Source organism: Ruegeria sp. D1(2025), assembly GCF_056536425.1.
Genome location: NZ_JBQFPO010000016.1, coordinates 24,129 through 38,844, shown reverse-complemented (window position 1 = coordinate 38,844; position 14,716 = coordinate 24,129). Strand labels below are relative to the sequence as shown.

General features: G+C 57.8%; 19 protein-coding genes and 2 tRNA genes. 3 read left to right on the top strand and 18 right to left on the bottom strand.

From position 1 onward, the window contains the following. Positions 1 to 558: 558 nt before the first annotated feature. On the bottom strand, positions 559 to 927 hold the full coding sequence (locus ACR1XU_RS21625) for a hypothetical protein (RefSeq protein WP_480908691.1): 369 nt from the start codon (positions 925 to 927) through the stop codon (positions 559 to 561). Positions 928 to 1,103: 176 nt separating this feature from the next. Here ACR1XU_RS21625 and ACR1XU_RS21620 point away from each other — a divergent pair, with 176 nt between their 5' ends. Further along, positions 1,104 to 1,808, top strand: a complete 705-nt coding sequence (locus ACR1XU_RS21620) for an ArsR/SmtB family transcription factor (RefSeq protein WP_480908692.1) — start codon at positions 1,104 to 1,106, stop codon at positions 1,806 to 1,808. 82 nt (positions 1,809 to 1,890) lie between these two features. After that, positions 1,891 to 2,334, top strand: a complete 444-nt coding sequence (locus ACR1XU_RS21615) for a YqfO family protein (RefSeq protein ID WP_480908693.1) — start codon at positions 1,891 to 1,893, stop codon at positions 2,332 to 2,334. Between the two features lie 53 nt (positions 2,335 to 2,387). Here ACR1XU_RS21615 and ACR1XU_RS21610 read toward each other — a convergent pair whose 3' ends face one another. The 17 genes from ACR1XU_RS21610 to ACR1XU_RS21530 all read right to left on the bottom strand — a co-directional run bounded on the left by ACR1XU_RS21610 (position 2,388) and on the right by ACR1XU_RS21530 (position 13,858). Continuing rightward, positions 2,388 to 3,503 (bottom strand): tyrosine-type recombinase/integrase, encoded by a 1,116-nt coding sequence (locus tag ACR1XU_RS21610; protein WP_480908694.1) that lies wholly within the window; start codon positions 3,501 to 3,503, stop codon positions 2,388 to 2,390. A 165-nt stretch (positions 3,504 to 3,668) separates the two neighbouring features. Further along, positions 3,669 to 3,743, bottom strand: a tRNA-Phe gene (locus tag ACR1XU_RS21605). 79 nt (positions 3,744 to 3,822) lie between these two features. Continuing rightward, positions 3,823 to 4,005 (bottom strand): DNA gyrase inhibitor YacG, encoded by a 183-nt coding sequence (locus ACR1XU_RS21600; protein ID WP_170612412.1) that lies wholly within the window; start codon positions 4,003 to 4,005, stop codon positions 3,823 to 3,825. Continuing rightward, entirely contained in the window at positions 4,002 to 5,024 is a 1,023-nt protein-coding gene (locus ACR1XU_RS21595; RefSeq protein ID WP_480908696.1) for a ribonuclease E/G, read from the bottom strand. The genes ACR1XU_RS21600 and ACR1XU_RS21595 overlap by 4 nt, the downstream gene beginning before the upstream one ends. Beyond that, the gene (locus ACR1XU_RS21590; RefSeq protein WP_170682533.1) at positions 5,021 to 5,599 is read right to left on the bottom strand and encodes a Maf family protein; all 579 of its coding nucleotides are present in this window, start codon (positions 5,597 to 5,599) and stop codon (positions 5,021 to 5,023) included. Before ACR1XU_RS21590 ends, ACR1XU_RS21595 begins: the two co-directional genes overlap by 4 nt. A gap of 11 nt (positions 5,600 to 5,610) precedes the next feature. Continuing rightward, positions 5,611 to 5,829 carry a translation initiation factor IF-1 gene (gene infA, locus ACR1XU_RS21585; protein WP_005978431.1) on the bottom strand — a complete coding sequence of 73 codons (219 nt, stop codon included), beginning with the start codon at positions 5,827 to 5,829 and terminating at the stop codon, positions 5,611 to 5,613. Positions 5,830 to 5,920: 91 nt separating this feature from the next. After that, positions 5,921 to 6,796 (bottom strand): carbon-nitrogen hydrolase family protein, encoded by an 876-nt coding sequence (locus ACR1XU_RS21580; protein WP_480908697.1) that lies wholly within the window; start codon positions 6,794 to 6,796, stop codon positions 5,921 to 5,923. 363 nt (positions 6,797 to 7,159) lie between these two features. Continuing rightward, positions 7,160 to 7,753, bottom strand: coding sequence for a GNAT family N-acetyltransferase (locus ACR1XU_RS21575; RefSeq protein ID WP_480908698.1), 594 nt, complete (start codon positions 7,751 to 7,753; stop codon positions 7,160 to 7,162). Next, positions 7,746 to 8,144 (bottom strand): ketosteroid isomerase-related protein, encoded by a 399-nt coding sequence (locus tag ACR1XU_RS21570; RefSeq protein ID WP_480908699.1) that lies wholly within the window; start codon positions 8,142 to 8,144, stop codon positions 7,746 to 7,748. Before ACR1XU_RS21570 ends, ACR1XU_RS21575 begins: the two co-directional genes overlap by 8 nt. Next, entirely contained in the window at positions 8,141 to 8,599 is a 459-nt protein-coding gene (locus tag ACR1XU_RS21565; RefSeq protein ID WP_170619887.1) for an arsenate-mycothiol transferase ArsC, read from the bottom strand. The genes ACR1XU_RS21570 and ACR1XU_RS21565 overlap by 4 nt, the downstream gene beginning before the upstream one ends. Positions 8,600 to 8,602: 3 nt before the next feature. Further along, positions 8,603 to 9,082 (bottom strand): UPF0262 family protein, encoded by a 480-nt coding sequence (locus tag ACR1XU_RS21560; RefSeq protein WP_170807803.1) that lies wholly within the window; start codon positions 9,080 to 9,082, stop codon positions 8,603 to 8,605. An 86-nt stretch (positions 9,083 to 9,168) separates the two neighbouring features. After that, positions 9,169 to 9,966, bottom strand: coding sequence for a hypothetical protein (locus tag ACR1XU_RS21555; protein WP_480908700.1), 798 nt, complete (start codon positions 9,964 to 9,966; stop codon positions 9,169 to 9,171). 104 nt (positions 9,967 to 10,070) lie between these two features. After that, positions 10,071 to 11,372 (bottom strand): histidinol dehydrogenase, encoded by a 1,302-nt coding sequence (gene hisD, locus ACR1XU_RS21550; RefSeq protein WP_480908701.1) that lies wholly within the window; start codon positions 11,370 to 11,372, stop codon positions 10,071 to 10,073. Positions 11,373 to 11,432: 60 nt separating this feature from the next. Beyond that, positions 11,433 to 11,954, bottom strand: coding sequence for a GNAT family N-acetyltransferase (locus ACR1XU_RS21545; protein WP_480908702.1), 522 nt, complete (start codon positions 11,952 to 11,954; stop codon positions 11,433 to 11,435). Beyond that, the gene (locus ACR1XU_RS21540; protein WP_480908703.1) at positions 11,955 to 12,431 is read right to left on the bottom strand and encodes a DUF2948 family protein; all 477 of its coding nucleotides are present in this window, start codon (positions 12,429 to 12,431) and stop codon (positions 11,955 to 11,957) included. Further along, positions 12,428 to 13,696, bottom strand: coding sequence for a UDP-N-acetylglucosamine 1-carboxyvinyltransferase (gene murA / locus ACR1XU_RS21535; RefSeq protein WP_480908704.1), 1,269 nt, complete (start codon positions 13,694 to 13,696; stop codon positions 12,428 to 12,430). Before murA ends, ACR1XU_RS21540 begins: the two co-directional genes overlap by 4 nt. Before the next feature lie 6 nt (positions 13,697 to 13,702). After that, entirely contained in the window at positions 13,703 to 13,858 is a 156-nt protein-coding gene (locus ACR1XU_RS21530) for a hypothetical protein (protein WP_170612387.1), read from the bottom strand. A gap of 83 nt (positions 13,859 to 13,941) precedes the next feature. Between ACR1XU_RS21530 and ACR1XU_RS21525 the strand changes: the two genes are divergently transcribed. Next, positions 13,942 to 14,016: transfer RNA gene (locus tag ACR1XU_RS21525), tRNA-Thr, on the top strand. Positions 14,017 to 14,716: the final 700 nt, after the last annotated feature.

The following is a 14,716-nucleotide window of genomic DNA, read 5'->3' as shown; positions in this document are numbered from 1 at the left end:
AAACTAGCATATCGGTCCGCTGTTTAAGCAGCACGTAGGCTGAGACCGGATAACCGCCAGCCGTGCTTTGGAAAGCAATCGTGTGTGGATGGTATGACAGAACCAACTGGTTCGTCGGACTTCTCCTCAACGGATAGGAGAAGTATGTTCAAAATCCAAACTGACCAAAAAAGGAATAACATTCGCGAAGCGAATGTCTTGCGAAGCAAGCGATTGATCAATCATTGCAAGAAGATAGCCAATAGATAGCTACCTGCTTCACTGCGTGAAGTGCTTCGCAAATGCTAGCTTGTTTCAACCGGTTGGTTGGGCTGGCCGGGGTAAGTATTTGGTTCCATGGCGTTCAATCTGGTGGCTGTCAGGACCACAAAGGAATGATGATTGCTACCTATTGCCATCCACCAGAAAATGAATAGCCATCAATTTCACTTCGTGAAGTGCTTCGCATGATTTGGGTTTTGTTGCTCGTGAGAGGAACAGACCGGAAAGCAAAAAGTCCCGTTGCGTTCCATCCGAACCCAACGGGACCATTCAAGTTTTCAAAGCAACTGGCTGATGTCACTTTTCGAACCGGCTGCGGATGGCTGTTGCAGCCGTCTCAAGGACCGCATCCAGCTTGCCGTCACTCGTGAGGGTTTTCAGCTTCTCGAGGTTTTGCACAACGTCTTCTGCATCCGAGCATTTGATCGCCGACAGGCCCGGAGCCAGTTCGAGAGACGCTTTGCCGTACCTCGGCGAGATGAACCAATCCCCTTTGCTCGACTGCCAGACCCAAGTGCTTTTCGAGGTATTGCTGGCTTCCCCTGTTACCATTCCGGCCAACTGCTTATCGATGGCTGCGATGAATTTCTGACGACGCTGATGGGACGGCTGGGTCGTCTTGGGCTTTTCTGCTGCTTCCAGATTGAATTGCTTTTCAAGTGCCATTGGGATCTCCTTTGCTACCCCAACGGCGTCCCTTGGTTCACGATTGCAGACAACGGGCTTAGAAACTGAGCACAGCGACTTGGTGGAACGACAAGCTTGAAGCAAAGCAACTCTTCGTTCTTTGGCAAACTGTTCCGTCAGTGTGTTCAGATGTGAATTGGGCTAAGCTCGTTTTCATGACCATCGAACCCAGACTGGACATTATCGGCGCTGCATTGGCCGACCCCAGCCGCTCACGCATTCTGTGCGAGCTGATGGATGGCCGGGCATTCACAAACAAGGAGTTGGCCTGTGCTGCCAGTGTCAGCCCGCAAACAACAACCGCACATCTCAAGCAACTTGAATCGGCTGGATTAACGTCTTCATTGCGCAGTGGACGGCACGTGTATCACCGAATCGCCAATGAAGACGTTGTTGGCGTTCTTGAAAAACTGGCCAGCCTGTCACCAACCGATCATCTCCACCGGAACAGCAAGGCTACTTGCGACACACGTCAGGCCCGCAGTTGCTATAATCACATAGCAGGGCGGCTCGGCGTTTTGATGACGGATCGCTTGATTGCCATGGATGTATTGATCGTAAACGCCGATATTGTTTCTTTTGGCCCCAACTACCACAGCTTCCTAGACAAAATCGGGATTGAGGTTCCGGCCACATCACCCAACAAACCAACTGTAAGACTGTGCCTCGATTGGACAGAGCGGCGTCACCACATCTCGGGTCCATTTGCCGCCACGATAATGAAAAAAGCTCTTGATGCAGGATGGCTTGAACGACGTACAGGCAGCCGTGCATTGACCATTACTGATAAAGGATTTGGCGCTTTCAAGCGTATTTTCGGCCTGAGCAGAACAGAACTGCAAGCCTCAGCCCAAGTATGATTGTTCGGTCGATACCGAACCGTCTTTTGTCTCAGATCGAAAAAAAGCGGATATCCCGGAAGCCTCATAGCCGGAGAATTCCATGACACTTCCCAAGCTTCACAATGATCGGTTTGTCCCAGAACAAGGATTGAGGGTTATCGTCCAGGTGCCCGATACCCACGTGCAAAGGATCGTCGATTCTGTTTTGGCCATCGACACCCTGAAATACGGTGATTACGACAGCGTCACATTCAAGACAGCATCCGGAATACAACAATTCAGATCGCTTGGCAGTGGACGAAATATTGCAACTGACAACACTGTCGAAGTGCCCTGCGTTGAACTCTCGTTCTTTCTTACTCACGATGAAGAACAGGCCGTGCAAGTGCTCAAATCAATTTACGTATCCCACCCCTATGAAGAACCCGTCGTCTTTGTGGAACCGTGCTTGAGGGCAACTCACATCAGGGGCATGGACGAAGATAATCCCAACAGGTTTTGGAACGGGCAAGTCGAAGAGTGGGTGCCGAAGGAACACCGGTAGCCCACGAGACTGCGATGCAGCGAAGCAAAAACTGGGCATTACACCGCCCAGCTTCACTCCCTGTGCTGCAAGTTCTCAATGATCCCTGTCGTGGGAGCCATGTTCTTCAAATAGAACCGCTCCAACTGATCCACGGACGTTCCAGCATTCTTGGCAAGGGTGTGGGGGTTTACCTTCCCATTCGACGACCTCACCCGGGACTGAATGGCATAATGCCGAAGTGAGTACGGCGACAGCTTCCGGTCCTCATCAAACAGGTCGGCCTTTTCCAAGATGTGATTGAAGATACGCCGAGCCGTGTTGATCGCCGTTGTTCGGTTTGGGTATTCCGGCATCCAGACATAGCCATTCGGGTCCGGCCCCTTCTCATCGAACGGGTTCAAGATGGCATGGTAGAGCGGAACGGCCAGAGGCATCGTAACGCTGACACGGCCCCCGGTCTTGCCACCCCGGACATTCATTTCCAGATGCGCAGGTTCGCCCTTGGTCTGGATATCCTTGTGCTTGAGACCGAACAGTTCACCCTCGGTCGGACGGAGGAACGTGTGAACTACAAAGCGGAACATCTTGGCATGGTGTCCGGTGATCTCAACGCCACGAACCTTGTCACCCCGTTTGGCACATTCACCGGCAGCCTTCATGAACCGCTTGTATTCGTCATCGGTGAACGTGTGGCGGGGTGCATCAACCGTCTTCTGCTTCGGCATCACCGGCAGCACATCCAGCAGACCATCCTCAACAGCCAGCGTCAGAACCTTACGGATAATGATTGTGTGCTTGGCCTTTGTCGATTCTGCCAGCCGCTTTGGCCGGTTCTCATCGAGGTGAATCAGATAATCCCGAACCATACCTGTGGTGATCTTGCTGACATCATATTTGCCGAAGTAGCAGATCAGCCCGTCCTTGGATCGGTTGAGAAGCTTGTTGTCACCATCCGACCATTTGGACTTACCTTTCTGCACACCCATCAGCTTTTTGGCATAGTGCTCAAAGCTTGTGGCTTTCTTCTTGGCATGGTCGCTATTGGCTTTGCTCCGGAAGGTTTCTGCAAATTCCTCAGCCGCCTCACGGGCTTCGACCCGTGATGTTTCTTTCGTGGAACGCAGAACATAACCACCCTTTATCGGGTCTCTAAGGCGAACATACCAATAGGGGCTACGGTCATACATTAGGATGGCCAGCCCTTTACGCAGGTGTTTTATCTTGAGTATTCGATTTTTGGAATCTTTGGCCAAGTCGGAACCGTGAGAGGAGTGCATACCTGTGCATAGCTTTTACGGCTGAAAATCAGAACGCTCAACGATCAAAATTAATTAAGTATTTCAGGGTGTTAATGGTGCCCGGGGGCGGAATCGAACCACCGACACGAGGATTTTCAATCCACTGCTCTACCCCTGAGCTACCCGGGCACGGGAACGATTTTCGTCGTTGGGTGGAGGCCTTCTATGACTTGCACCACGCAGTGTCCAGAGGCTTTTTGAGATTTTTTCAATGCGGCCTTGGCGGCTCGGAATTCTCCCCAGAGACATCCGCCTCTTCGTCCTCTTCCCGCTGGGAAGCGACCGCATAGGAGCCGTTCAGCCACTTGGCAAGATCGATGTCGGCACAGCGCTTTGAACAGAAGGGACGGAACCTGGTCACGGTGTCTTCACCACAGATCGGACAACTCATTTCAGCACCTCGGACAGGGGAATACGTCCGCGTTTGCGTTGTAATTCATAGTGGCCCAGGGGCGTCCAGCCCGCCAGAGTGGTCTCGATGCCATCGGCCTTGAATGCAGCGCGCAAAGCCCCTTCGAAGCCTCTGCGGTCCTTCTTGGGCATGGGAGCGAGATCCAGTGTGATCTGCCCACCCAGACCGCGCACGCGCAATGCGCGCGCCAGTGTCTTGGCACAGGCGAAATTGGCTTTTGTTCCGGCTGCAAGCGACGTGTCGGCCCCGGTATTCACATCCACCGCCACCAACGCGCGTGTCGGTTGAATGTAAAGATGACCACCACCTGGAAGTGGTTCGGAAATACCGCGCGCAACATCCAGCGCGTCGAGCACGCCATGGGTTTCGAAGCCTCCGGACTGGGTCATAACCTCGGCCGGATCAGTCCAGTCGCGCCATGCCAGAACGTGTGGGCTGTCGCCTTCCAGCAGCAACTCCGGCTCGGCCCCGGGGTCGTTCATGACCTGATCGGCATTGGCCAGCATGGCTCTGATGTCTTCGGCGATTTCGTCGGCGTTCTCGCCCAGGCAGCACGAGCGCAGGATGAGGCCGTAGTCACTGCCATCCATATTTTCATGCGCGATCTCCAGAAGCCGGTCGCGCTCATCCTCGTCCCGGATCGAGCGCGAGATGTTCAGGCCCGGCGCATCGGGCGTGATGATCGCATAGCGGCTTTTGAACAGGACGCGGTCCGTAACCGGCAGCGCCTTGCCCGGTTCCGCATACCCTGTGACCTGCACCAGCATCGATGTGCCGGGGGCCAGACCTTTGACCTGACGCAGAAACGCGGGGCCGTCGGGCGTGGTCAGGAACATTCCGCCCTGCCCTTTGACCGGGCGGTCGGCACGTGCGCGATAAATCGTACCCGGCGCGGGGGCGTCTGCAGCAATCAGGAAATCGTCCAGCTTGCCATCCACCATCAGAGCGGCGGCTTCGCGGTCGTCGATGTGATCCAGAACGATGGTGCGACCCTTCATGATACCTCACGATACAGGGGATATCCGATGCCCTGCAAAAGGGCGGCGGTTTCGGAAAGGGGCAGCCCAACGATACCGGTGAATGAGCCGGAAATCCACGGTATGAACGCCCCGGCGGGACCCTGAATGGCGTAAGCGCCCGCTTTGCCCTTCCAGTCTCCGGTCGCCAGATAGGCGTTGATTTCAACGTCAGACAGACGCTTGACCTTGACCTGAGAAACCACGTCGCGCTGCAGGATCCGCTCTCCGCGCCGCACGGCGACCGAAGTGATCACGCGATGGCGCCGACCGGACAGGGCGTGCAAATACTCCGCCGCCTGCCCCACATCCTCGGGTTTGCCCAGAATGCGGCGGCCCAGCGCCACAGTGGTGTCCGCGCACAGGGTGACGTCATCGCTATCCGATTGAACTGCCTGTACTTTTGCGCGGGTGATGCGGCTGCAATAGGGAACCGGCAATTCGCCCTTCAGGGGCGTTTCGTCGATATCGGGCGCGCGGATGGCATCGGGCTGCACGCCAAGCTGGGCCAACAGGTCCAGCCGTCTTGGGCTGCCCGATCCGAGAATAAACGCCATTGCGGCAGGCGTTATTTGAAGCGGTAGTTGATCCGACCCTTGGTCAGATCATAAGGGGTCATCTCGACCTGAACCTTGTCGCCGGCCAGAACACGGATGCGGTTCTTGCGCATCTTGCCTGCCGTATGTGCGATGATTTCATGGCCGTTTTCCAGCTCGACCCGAAACGTCGCATTAGGCAGGAGTTCCTTCACGACACCGGGAAATTCGAGCGTATCTTCCTTGGCCATGTTGTCTCCATCATTACGTTGCACCTGCAGAATCTGCAGGGATGTGCGCTTAAATGAGCCTATTTCGGCCTTATTTCAAGGGCGGAATCATCTAAAGGCTGGATATTGTGACCGATTCGGCGCGGGGTGGCTGTTCGTCCCAGTGGGTTCTGTTCAGAACATGGCCATCGGCGCGAACCTCGGCAATGGCGGACAGATCGATATCCGCATAGGTCCAACCCGGTTGGTTCAGGGTGCCTTCGGCCAGCACTCCGGTCTGGGGAAAGCCCTTGTCGGGCGGGCCGAATATGCCACCTGTGCCGGTGTTCATGTCGACCGCCTCGGACCAATCGTTACGCCCAACCAGCGACGACATAACCGTAACACATTGATTTTCCAACGATCTTGACATCGCACCGATGCGAACGCGCCAATATCCCGACAACGCCTCGGTGCAGGATGGCACCAGGATCAGATCGGCCTCGTTCAGGGCGCGACCCAGCAGGGGAAACTCGCTGTCATAGCAAATGAGGATACCGATTTTGCCAAGTGCGGTGTCGAAAAGCCTGAGCGGACCACCGGGGGCAATGTCCCAGATCTCACGCTCGAACCGGGTCATGATTTGCTTGTCCTGATGCGCGACGCCACCGTCCGGCGCATAGAAAACGGCCCGGTTCACGGGGCGGCCCGAACCGTCAATCACCGGGGCCGATGCACCCAGAATGTATGTTTTGTACGTCTGCGCGAGGCGGGTGTGCAGGTTTTGTATGTCCTCCATCCGCCCGGACACCGCCTGGATCGAGCGTTCCAGATCACCGGCCACCCCGGCCCCGTCCAGCGTCGACAATTCCATCGCGCCGTATTCGGGAAAGACCAGCAGGTCGGCGCCCTGCCCCGTGGCCTCGGCGACCCAGCGGTCCAGCTTGTCCTCGTACTGGCTCCAACTGTCGAGCCAGTCGAGATCGTATGCGGCAGTTGCGACTTTCATCGATGTGTCCCCGGTTCAAAGTTGCTGGGACATTAGAGGCGGAGATGGCGCACTGTACAGCGCAATTCCTTCGAATTGTCGAACTACGCAACCAATTAGAGCCGAGACAGGAAGGCAACGATTAGCGGTCAGATCACCCGACCCCGCCATAGCGCGATGTACTAAGGTGTCGGCCATTACGAAAAGAACCCACTGGATGCCGGGTTCGGCCTCATGGGCTGGCGCGGGGTGGCAAATGAGACGTCGGCTGCCTTCCACGAAGGCATAGCGGCGATTTGGACGAGTAAGCTCAGCCTGAACAACTGGTCATTCACCGCGTTGACACGATGAATGGCTGTTTTGTCGGCAAGCGACCAAAGCGGCCTACAAATCCCTGATCCAGAATTGCAAAGGCTTCTGGGTCTCGCCCTTTTCTCCGATATCCTTCCACGAAAACTGCGCGATGGCGCCGGAAAGCGGTGCGTATCCGCGCGCGCGCCAGAAGGCGTCGAGCGGCCGGTATGTTTCGGGGCGCATCGGGTGGTCGGCAGGACGCTGGACGCCGCAAAACGCACATTTGGAAAACCCGTGGCTGCGGGCGTGGGCTTCGCGCAGGTCGAAGAACTTGTGGCCGACGCCCTGCCCGCGATAGTCGGGCAGCAACACGGATTCCGCACAATAGAAGATGTCGCCCAGATCCAGCCCGGTTCCTTTGAACGCCGCCGCGAAATCGTCGGCGTGGTCGGTCAGCGGTGCGCCGGTCGATGCGCCGATCAGGCAGTCGCCGTCGAAGGCGCCGACCATTATGGCGCGGTCGCTGTCGCGGTAGGATTGCAGATACTTCCGTTCGTAATCCAGATCGCCGTCATAGAGATAGGGCCAGGCGCGGAACACCTGGATCCGAAGCCGCGCCACATCATCCAGCGCGGCCTCCAGTGCCGCGCCGGTCAGGGTGCGGACCTCGCTCACCTCAGGCATTTGCGACCTGACGGGTCCAGTCGGCAAGATTGTAGAAGGTGGTAACGCGGGTGATTTTGCCGTCCTTGAGGTCAAAGAAGGACCCTGCAGGCAGGCGGTAGGTCTGGCCGTTGGCTTGCGGCAATCCTTCATCCGTTTCCAGATAGGTGCCGTTGACGATGAACTCGGCGGCGGCGCGGGTGCCGCCATCGGCCTCGAAAACCACGACATCGGTCAGGTTTTCGCGGTAGCAGCGGTTCATATGAGCACAGAAGGCTGCAAATTTTTCCTTGCCCACACGGATCTGGCCTTCGTTCACGTGATGGGCCACATCATCGGACAAACAGGCCAGCATGCCGTCCACGTCACCGGCGTTGAAGGCTTCGAAATAGGTCTTGACGGTCGCGTTCATGATCTCTCCGTTGGTTCGCCCCAGCGATCCTTCAGATGCTGAATGATCTGATCGCGGGTCTGACGGTAGTGATGTAGCTTCTGTTCGCGGGTCTCGCCCAGTCCGGTAGGGTCCATTATTGGCCAATAATCGACATCGAGGTGAAAAACACGGGTGAGTTCCAGCGCCTTGCGCTGACTGGCAGGCGACAACGCCACCACCAGATCGAAGGAACTGAGGTCATCGCCCCATTCTTCCATCTCGTCGAACGACCGTGAGCGGTGGCGCGACAGTTCGACATCGATCTCCTGACAGGCGGCAATGCAGAACCCGTCGATTTCCAGATCGTTATGCACGCCGGCAGACTGAACATAGGTGCCGGTACCATAGAACTTCTTCATGATCCCTTCGGCCATGGGAGACCGGACCGCGTTGTGGTCGCAACAAAACAGGACCGACTGCGGCAACGGCTTCACGCGTCAGCCTCCGAAATGCAACACGCAGATCAGCGTGAACAGGCGGCGGGCGGTATCGGTATCGATGTCGGCCTTCCCTTCCAGCCGTTCCTGCAGCACGCGGCTGCCTTCGTTGTGGATACCGCGCCGGGCCATGTCGATGGTTTCTATCTGGCTGGGCGGCAGGGTCTTCACGGCATCGAAATAGCTTTCGCAGATCTGGAAGTAATCCTTGACCACTTGCCGGAACGGACCCAGCGACAGGTGAAACTCGGCCGCCTTTTCGCTGGCCTCGGTTTCGATGTCGAAAACCAGCCGTTTGTCGCGGATCGACAATTGCAGGTGATACGGGCCGTCGGGCACGGTCCGACCGTCGCGCTGGGGCAGCGTAAAGGTGTTCTCTTCGAGCAGATCATAGATCGCGACCTTACGCTCCTGCTCGATCTCGGGGGTCGGCGGAGGCAGGTTTCGGTCATCCAGTTCGATATGCGAAATGCGGGTCATAGATCATTTGGTCCGTTCAGGTCTGGCCAGACTTATCGTAAGAGTTCTGAATGGGCAATGCGTGGGTTCGGATGCCGCGGGCCCTGTCACAAAGGGTGGTCCGAAGGGTCGATTCCGTGCTTGCGCAGCAGCGTGTCGACCAGTGATCCCGGATTGATCGGGCGCCCCGAGAAGATCCTGCGAAACCAAGATCCGAAGAAATGGACCGACATCTGCTGCTGCCAGTTCAGGGTGTCCAGTTTGGACAGGTCCGGTTCGTTCCACAACGACCGGTGGCGCAGCGGGATCGGGTAGAGCAGCGTACGGGGAACGCTCATCTCGTGTTCGGGTGTCGGGAAGATGTAATGGAACAGCATGGGCGGGCCGAAGCTGAAGATGGGCAGGCTCCAATGCGTGGATTTGCCGTAGAGTTCCAGGTAATTGGTCTTTTGTTGATCACTCCACCAGGGCGGAACCAGATCGCTGTCGAAAGCGAAATCGCACATGTTCCGCAAGGCCGGGCTGTCGCCGGGCAAGGCCAGCACGCCATTCATGATGCGGCGGGTTTTGCGGTTGGCCTTGGGGAATAGGTAGCCGTTTTCGGTTTCAAACGGGCGCAGGGCGTAGGCGTCGGTGTCAGCCCAGATGTAATCTGTCTGCTCCAGCAGTTTCAGTCGGAACAGATCGGCATGCACGGCCGCCGACCGGGTGACAGGGTCGCGGATAATCTCGGGGGTATCGAATATCTCGCGCGCGTCGCGGGCTTCGATATAGTCCGGAATGTCCCGCAGATCGCCATAATGGTAGACGATCGGCGTCTGATCCACGTCGGCGAAGGATTTCAGGCACAAATGTTCCAGAAAGCTGAACCGTTCTCCGATCCACAGGGTCGCCACACGTTCCAATAGACTGATCCTTGCTGGTCGGTGAACGGTTTAGCGGTCAATCGAGCGCCCCGGAACCCGTCCCCGGCCAGGGTCGGGTCGGCTGTGGCTCGCAGGCCATAGCTTTACCCGTTCAGCCGCGTGAGGCGGGCCGTGACGGACAGCCCGTGCGCCTCGAGGCTTTCCGATGTTGCCAGTTGCTCGGCGGCGGGTCCGATCGCGCGCAGGGCTTCGGGCGTCATGTGGCTGAGCGTGGTGCGCTTGAGGAAATCCATAACACTGAGGCCCGAGGAAAACCGGGCGGAACGCGCGGTCGGCAACACGTGGTTGGGGCCGCCGACATAATCGCCAATGGCCTCGGGCGTGTATTGGCCAAGGAAAATGGCACCCGCGTGAACGGTTTTTGCGCTCAGCGCCACCGGGTCGGCCACGCAAAGCTCAAGATGTTCGGGGGCGATGCGATTTGACAGCGCGGCGGCCTGGTCCAGATCGCGGACGGTAATGACGGCACCGAAATCGCGCCAGCTGGCCCCGGCAATCGCGCGGCGCTGCAAGGTCTGGAGGCGCTTTTCGACCGCCTGCGCGACCGCCTGCCCGAATGCGGCGTCGTCAGTGATCAGGATCGACTGCGCGCTTTCGTCATGTTCGGCCTGGCTGAGGAGGTCCAGCGCGATCCAGTCGGGGTCATTGTCCTTGTCGGCGATCACCAGAATCTCGGACGGGCCCGCGATCATGTCAATACCGACCTTGCCAAAGACCCGGCGCTTGGCCGCCGCGACAAAAGCATTGCCCGGACCGGTGATCTTGTCCACGGGCGCGATGGTCTTTGTCCCGTAGGCCAACGCGGCAATCGCCTGTGCACCGCCGATGCGATACACCTCGTCCACACCGGATAGTTGTGCGGCCAGCAGGACCAGCGGGTTCACCTGCCCGTCCGGTGTCGGCACCACGATGGCCAAGCGTTCAACCCCGGCAACCTTGGCGGGGATGGCGTTCATCAGAACAGATGACGGATAAGACGCAAGCCCCCCCGGCACGTAGAGCCCCGCCGCCGAAACCGCCGTCCAGCGCCAACCCAGCGTCGCCCCGGCCTCATCGGTCCATTGTGCGTTCTTTGGTAGCTGTTTTTCGTGATAGGCACGGATGCGATCCGCCGCCAGTTCCAGCGCCTCGCGGTCGTTGGCCGAAACCTGTGCAACCGCTGCTGAGATTTCAGCCGCAGAAAAGGCCATGGTTTCCGGTGTCAGATCCAGCCGGTCAAACCTTGAGGTCAGCTCGATCACCGCCGCATCGCCCCGGGTGCGCACATCGTCGATGATCTGCGCAACCACCGCATCCACATCCGGACTGTCCTCGCGTTTGGCGGACAACAGTGTCTGAAAGGCGCTTTCGAAGTCGGGCGCGGTCGTATCGAGGAAAACGGGCATGATCTGGCACTCCGGACGTTTGACGCGGGACATATCGTCGGGAGGGGCGGGCCTCAACCCTCAGTCGCCTGGGTGCAGCGATTTGCGCATGGCAAAGCAGGACAGATCCATGCGGTCGCAACACTGCCCGGTGGCCTGCCAGCCGTGGCGCAGATAGAAATCCTGCGCGGTTTGCGTTGCCTCAAGTCGGGCATCGGAACATCCCGCAGCGATCAGTTCTTGTTCCATGCGGTTCAACAATGCCGAACCAAGACCACGGCCGGTATGATCCGGATCGATGTAAAGCAGAGTGATCTCTCCGGTTTCAAACAAACCGCCGACAGCAGCCACTTGCCCGGCCCGCTCGGCCAGCCAGATCTGCGAACCGGGTTTGATCCAGCCCCGGATCGTGGCCGGGTCCTTGTTTTCAGTCCATTGCGCGATGGCCCCGGGGTCGTTCTGATGATCTGCCGTGCAAAGCTGGGTGATCGACCGGATCAGAACCCGGCTGATGTCGAACACGTCGAAAACGGTAGCGCGGCGCAGAATGACACCTTCAGGCGCGGCGGAAAACGCCTGAGATATGCCGCGCTTGTTCTGCATCTATTCGGGGTGGTGCGGGGCATGCCCGGACGGGGCGCGATAAGGGCGCGTGACGTCCTTGAGCGTGGCATCCAGCGCCTCGACCGTCAGCCGGATCGCACCGTCCCCGGCCAGCGTCAGCAACACCTGACCCGCGCCTTCTTCGCCCGGTTCAAAATCGACCGACAGCAGTGACATCACCGTATCCTTTTCGCTGCGGTCGACACCCTGGCTGGCAACGGACAGGACCGAGTCGAACACCAGCACGGATTGCACGCGCTCAAACGGGCGGCCCCGGCGGTCGGCTGCGTCCTTGTCTTCCCAGCGGAAGCGGTTGAGCAGCAGGCCAAAGCGGCGCTGCGAAGGTTGCCATTTCATCTCGGTCGCAGGGAAAACCGCGTCCTGTGCAAGGGTCGAAATCACCTGCAGGTCATCGCCGTCCTCGGCCCCCAGATTCAGCGGCACCTCGCGCCCGTCTTCGAAACTTGCGTCTGTCATTCGCCCTTGATCCGTTCAATCTTTGCGCCCACGCCTTCCAGCTTGCGCACCACATGTTCATATCCGCGGTCCAGATGATAGACCCGGCTGACCGTTGTTTCGCCTTCCGCCGCCATTCCGGCAAGGATCAGCGACACCGAGGCCCGCAAGTCGGTCGCCATGACGGGCGCTCCTTTGAGCTTTTCAACACCAGTGACGGTCGCCGTGCCGCCATGCACCTCGATATGCGCGCCCATGCGGACCAGTTCGGGGGCGTGCATGAATCGGTTCTCGAAAATCCGCTCTTCCAGGATTGAGGTGCCTTCGGCCGTGCACATCAGCGCCATCATCTGCGCCTGCAGGTCGGTGGGAAAGCCCGGGAAAGGTTCCGTGACAACGTCCACGGCGCTGACGCGGCCATTCTTGCGCGCGACCTTCAAGCCCTTTTCGGTCTCACTCACGTTGATGCCGGCCGCATCCAGCTTGGCCGCGAAGGATTCGACCAGAGACATCCGGCCGCCCAGCAACTCGACCTCGCCACCGCAGATCGCGGGGGCCAGCATGTAGGTGCCCAGTTCTATGCGGTCGGTCACCACCTGATGCGTAGCGCCATGCAGCCGGTCGACACCCTGAATTTCGATGGTCGACGTGCCCTCACCTGAGATTTGCGCACCCATCTTGCGCAGGCATTCGACCAGGTCGACGATTTCAGGCTCTCGGGCTGCGTTTTTCAGGACCGTGGTGCCCTTGGCCAGCGTCGCGGCCATGACGATGTTTTCCGTCGCCCCGACCGAGGCGAACCGCATCTCGTGCACGGCGCCTTTCAGGCCACCCGGCGCGCTGGCGTGCAGGTAACCGTCTTTCAGCGCGATCTCGGCGCCCAGCGCTTCTAGCCCTTCAACGTGCAGATCCATGGGCCGCGCACCGATCGCGCAGCCGCCGGGCAGCGACACGACCGCCTCGCCAAAGCGGGCCAGCAACGGGCCAAGCACCAGGTTCGAGGCGCGCATCTTACGCACGATATCGTAGTCGGCGACATGACTGGTCAGGGTGTGACTGGACATCGCGATCACCTGACCGTCCTGCAGCGCGGACACCTCGGCCCCCAGCGACTGCAGCAGCGTGGTCATGGTCTTGATGTCGCTCAGCCGCGGTGCGTTGGTCAGCGTAAGCGGTTCTTCGCTCAGCAAGGTTGCGGGCATCAGCGTCAGACACGCGTTTTTGGCCCCCGCAATCGGTATCTGACCTTTGAGAGGGCCGTTGCCCGTCACCAGAATCGAATCCATCTGCTCTTATCCCTCTTCCTTGTCGGCCTTGTCATCGGATGCTGCGCGCGCCTTAGCCTGCGCCTTGCGCCGCGCCATATTCGCCTTGAGCGCCGCTTTCAGTCGCTCTTCCCGCGCGTCCCCGGAATTGCCGCGTTTTTTGGGTGATTTGTTGTCTGCCATGACCTTTCTCTACAGGAGGCGAAAAAAACCGTCCAGACACCCTTGCGCCGCGTTTCGTTTGAGTCTAATCACCCGCCCACAGCGCTGCTGTAGCTCAGAGGTAGAGCACTCCCTTGGTAAGGGAGAGGTCGAGAGTTCAATTCTCTCCAGCAGCACCATATCCCTTAAAAATTCGCCTAATTATCAATATATTACATTTTTGATTCTATTCTCAGTCCACCTCTTGGCCCACCTTTTGAAAATACCATTCTCAACTTCGTTGTTTGCTATCCGAAAAATCGGCGCGAATACCAACCGTCGTATACGAAATTGGTTTTCTCGAAGCCTTGCGACACTACCACCTCTTAATTGGCGGGGCTTAACTGATAGAAAAGTAAGCTGATTCTTGGAGCCCTAAACTTCAAGCTGAAGGACCTTTCTTTAGTTTTCACGTTCGCCGGAAACCTAAGCATTCCGAAAAATATATACAGGTGGTGCTTTATTGAGCGTCCAAAATCAGAGCTTCATTTAAACCGCTGCAATTTCTCCAACACCGATTATTCACTTGAATCGCTACAGTGATTGAGTTGCACAACAAAGGGATCGGGTTGCGGGCAAAAGGAGCATTGGCTACAGCAAAAAAGTCGGCAGCTTGCACCTTACAGCCAAAGGTCACAATAAGTAGATAAGGTTTTTCGGTGAACACCCAATTCACAGGGAAATTGCTGGGCGCTACAACCCAATCCATGCAATGCTATTCAGATGAAAAACCCAGCTAATACAAACGTTAAGGTGCTAAAATGTTAAAGCGGATGTGGGCGAAGATCACCTGGAAACCATCGCGTAAGCGTCCGCAAGGTTTCTATTGCCTTGCACCCT

Coding starts and splice junctions, on each gene's coding strand:
- ACR1XU_RS21625 (WP_480908691.1), bottom strand. CDS start 927: ATGGCACTTGAAAAGCAATTCAATCTGGAAGCAGCAGAAAAGCCCAAG.
- ACR1XU_RS21610 (WP_480908694.1), bottom strand. CDS start 3,503: ATGTATGACCGTAGCCCCTATTGGTATGTTCGCCTTAGAGACCCGATA.
- infA (WP_005978431.1), bottom strand. CDS start 5,829: ATGGCCAAGGAAGATACGCTCGAATTTCCCGGTGTCGTGAAGGAACTC.
- ACR1XU_RS21570 (WP_480908699.1), bottom strand. CDS start 8,144: ATGAACGCGACCGTCAAGACCTATTTCGAAGCCTTCAACGCCGGTGAC.
- ACR1XU_RS21590 (WP_170682533.1), bottom strand. CDS start 5,599: ATGGCGTTTATTCTCGGATCGGGCAGCCCAAGACGGCTGGACCTGTTG.
- murA (WP_480908704.1), bottom strand. CDS start 13,696: ATGGATTCGATTCTGGTGACGGGCAACGGCCCTCTCAAAGGTCAGATA.
- ACR1XU_RS21545 (WP_480908702.1), bottom strand. CDS start 11,954: ATGCAGAACAAGCGCGGCATATCTCAGGCGTTTTCCGCCGCGCCTGAA.
- ACR1XU_RS21620 (WP_480908692.1), top strand. CDS start 1,104: ATGACCATCGAACCCAGACTGGACATTATCGGCGCTGCATTGGCCGAC.
- ACR1XU_RS21540 (WP_480908703.1), bottom strand. CDS start 12,431: ATGACAGACGCAAGTTTCGAAGACGGGCGCGAGGTGCCGCTGAATCTG.
- ACR1XU_RS21595 (WP_480908696.1), bottom strand. CDS start 5,024: ATGAAGGGTCGCACCATCGTTCTGGATCACATCGACGACCGCGAAGCC.
- ACR1XU_RS21560 (WP_170807803.1), bottom strand. CDS start 9,082: ATGACCCGCATTTCGCATATCGAACTGGATGACCGAAACCTGCCTCCG.
- hisD (WP_480908701.1), bottom strand. CDS start 11,372: ATGCCCGTTTTCCTCGATACGACCGCGCCCGACTTCGAAAGCGCCTTT.
- ACR1XU_RS21600 (WP_170612412.1), bottom strand. CDS start 4,005: ATGAGTTGTCCGATCTGTGGTGAAGACACCGTGACCAGGTTCCGTCCC.
- ACR1XU_RS21575 (WP_480908698.1), bottom strand. CDS start 7,753: ATGCCTGAGGTGAGCGAGGTCCGCACCCTGACCGGCGCGGCACTGGAG.
- ACR1XU_RS21530 (WP_170612387.1), bottom strand. CDS start 13,858: ATGGCAGACAACAAATCACCCAAAAAACGCGGCAATTCCGGGGACGCG.
- ACR1XU_RS21615 (WP_480908693.1), top strand. CDS start 1,891: ATGACACTTCCCAAGCTTCACAATGATCGGTTTGTCCCAGAACAAGGA.
- ACR1XU_RS21580 (WP_480908697.1), bottom strand. CDS start 6,796: ATGAAAGTCGCAACTGCCGCATACGATCTCGACTGGCTCGACAGTTGG.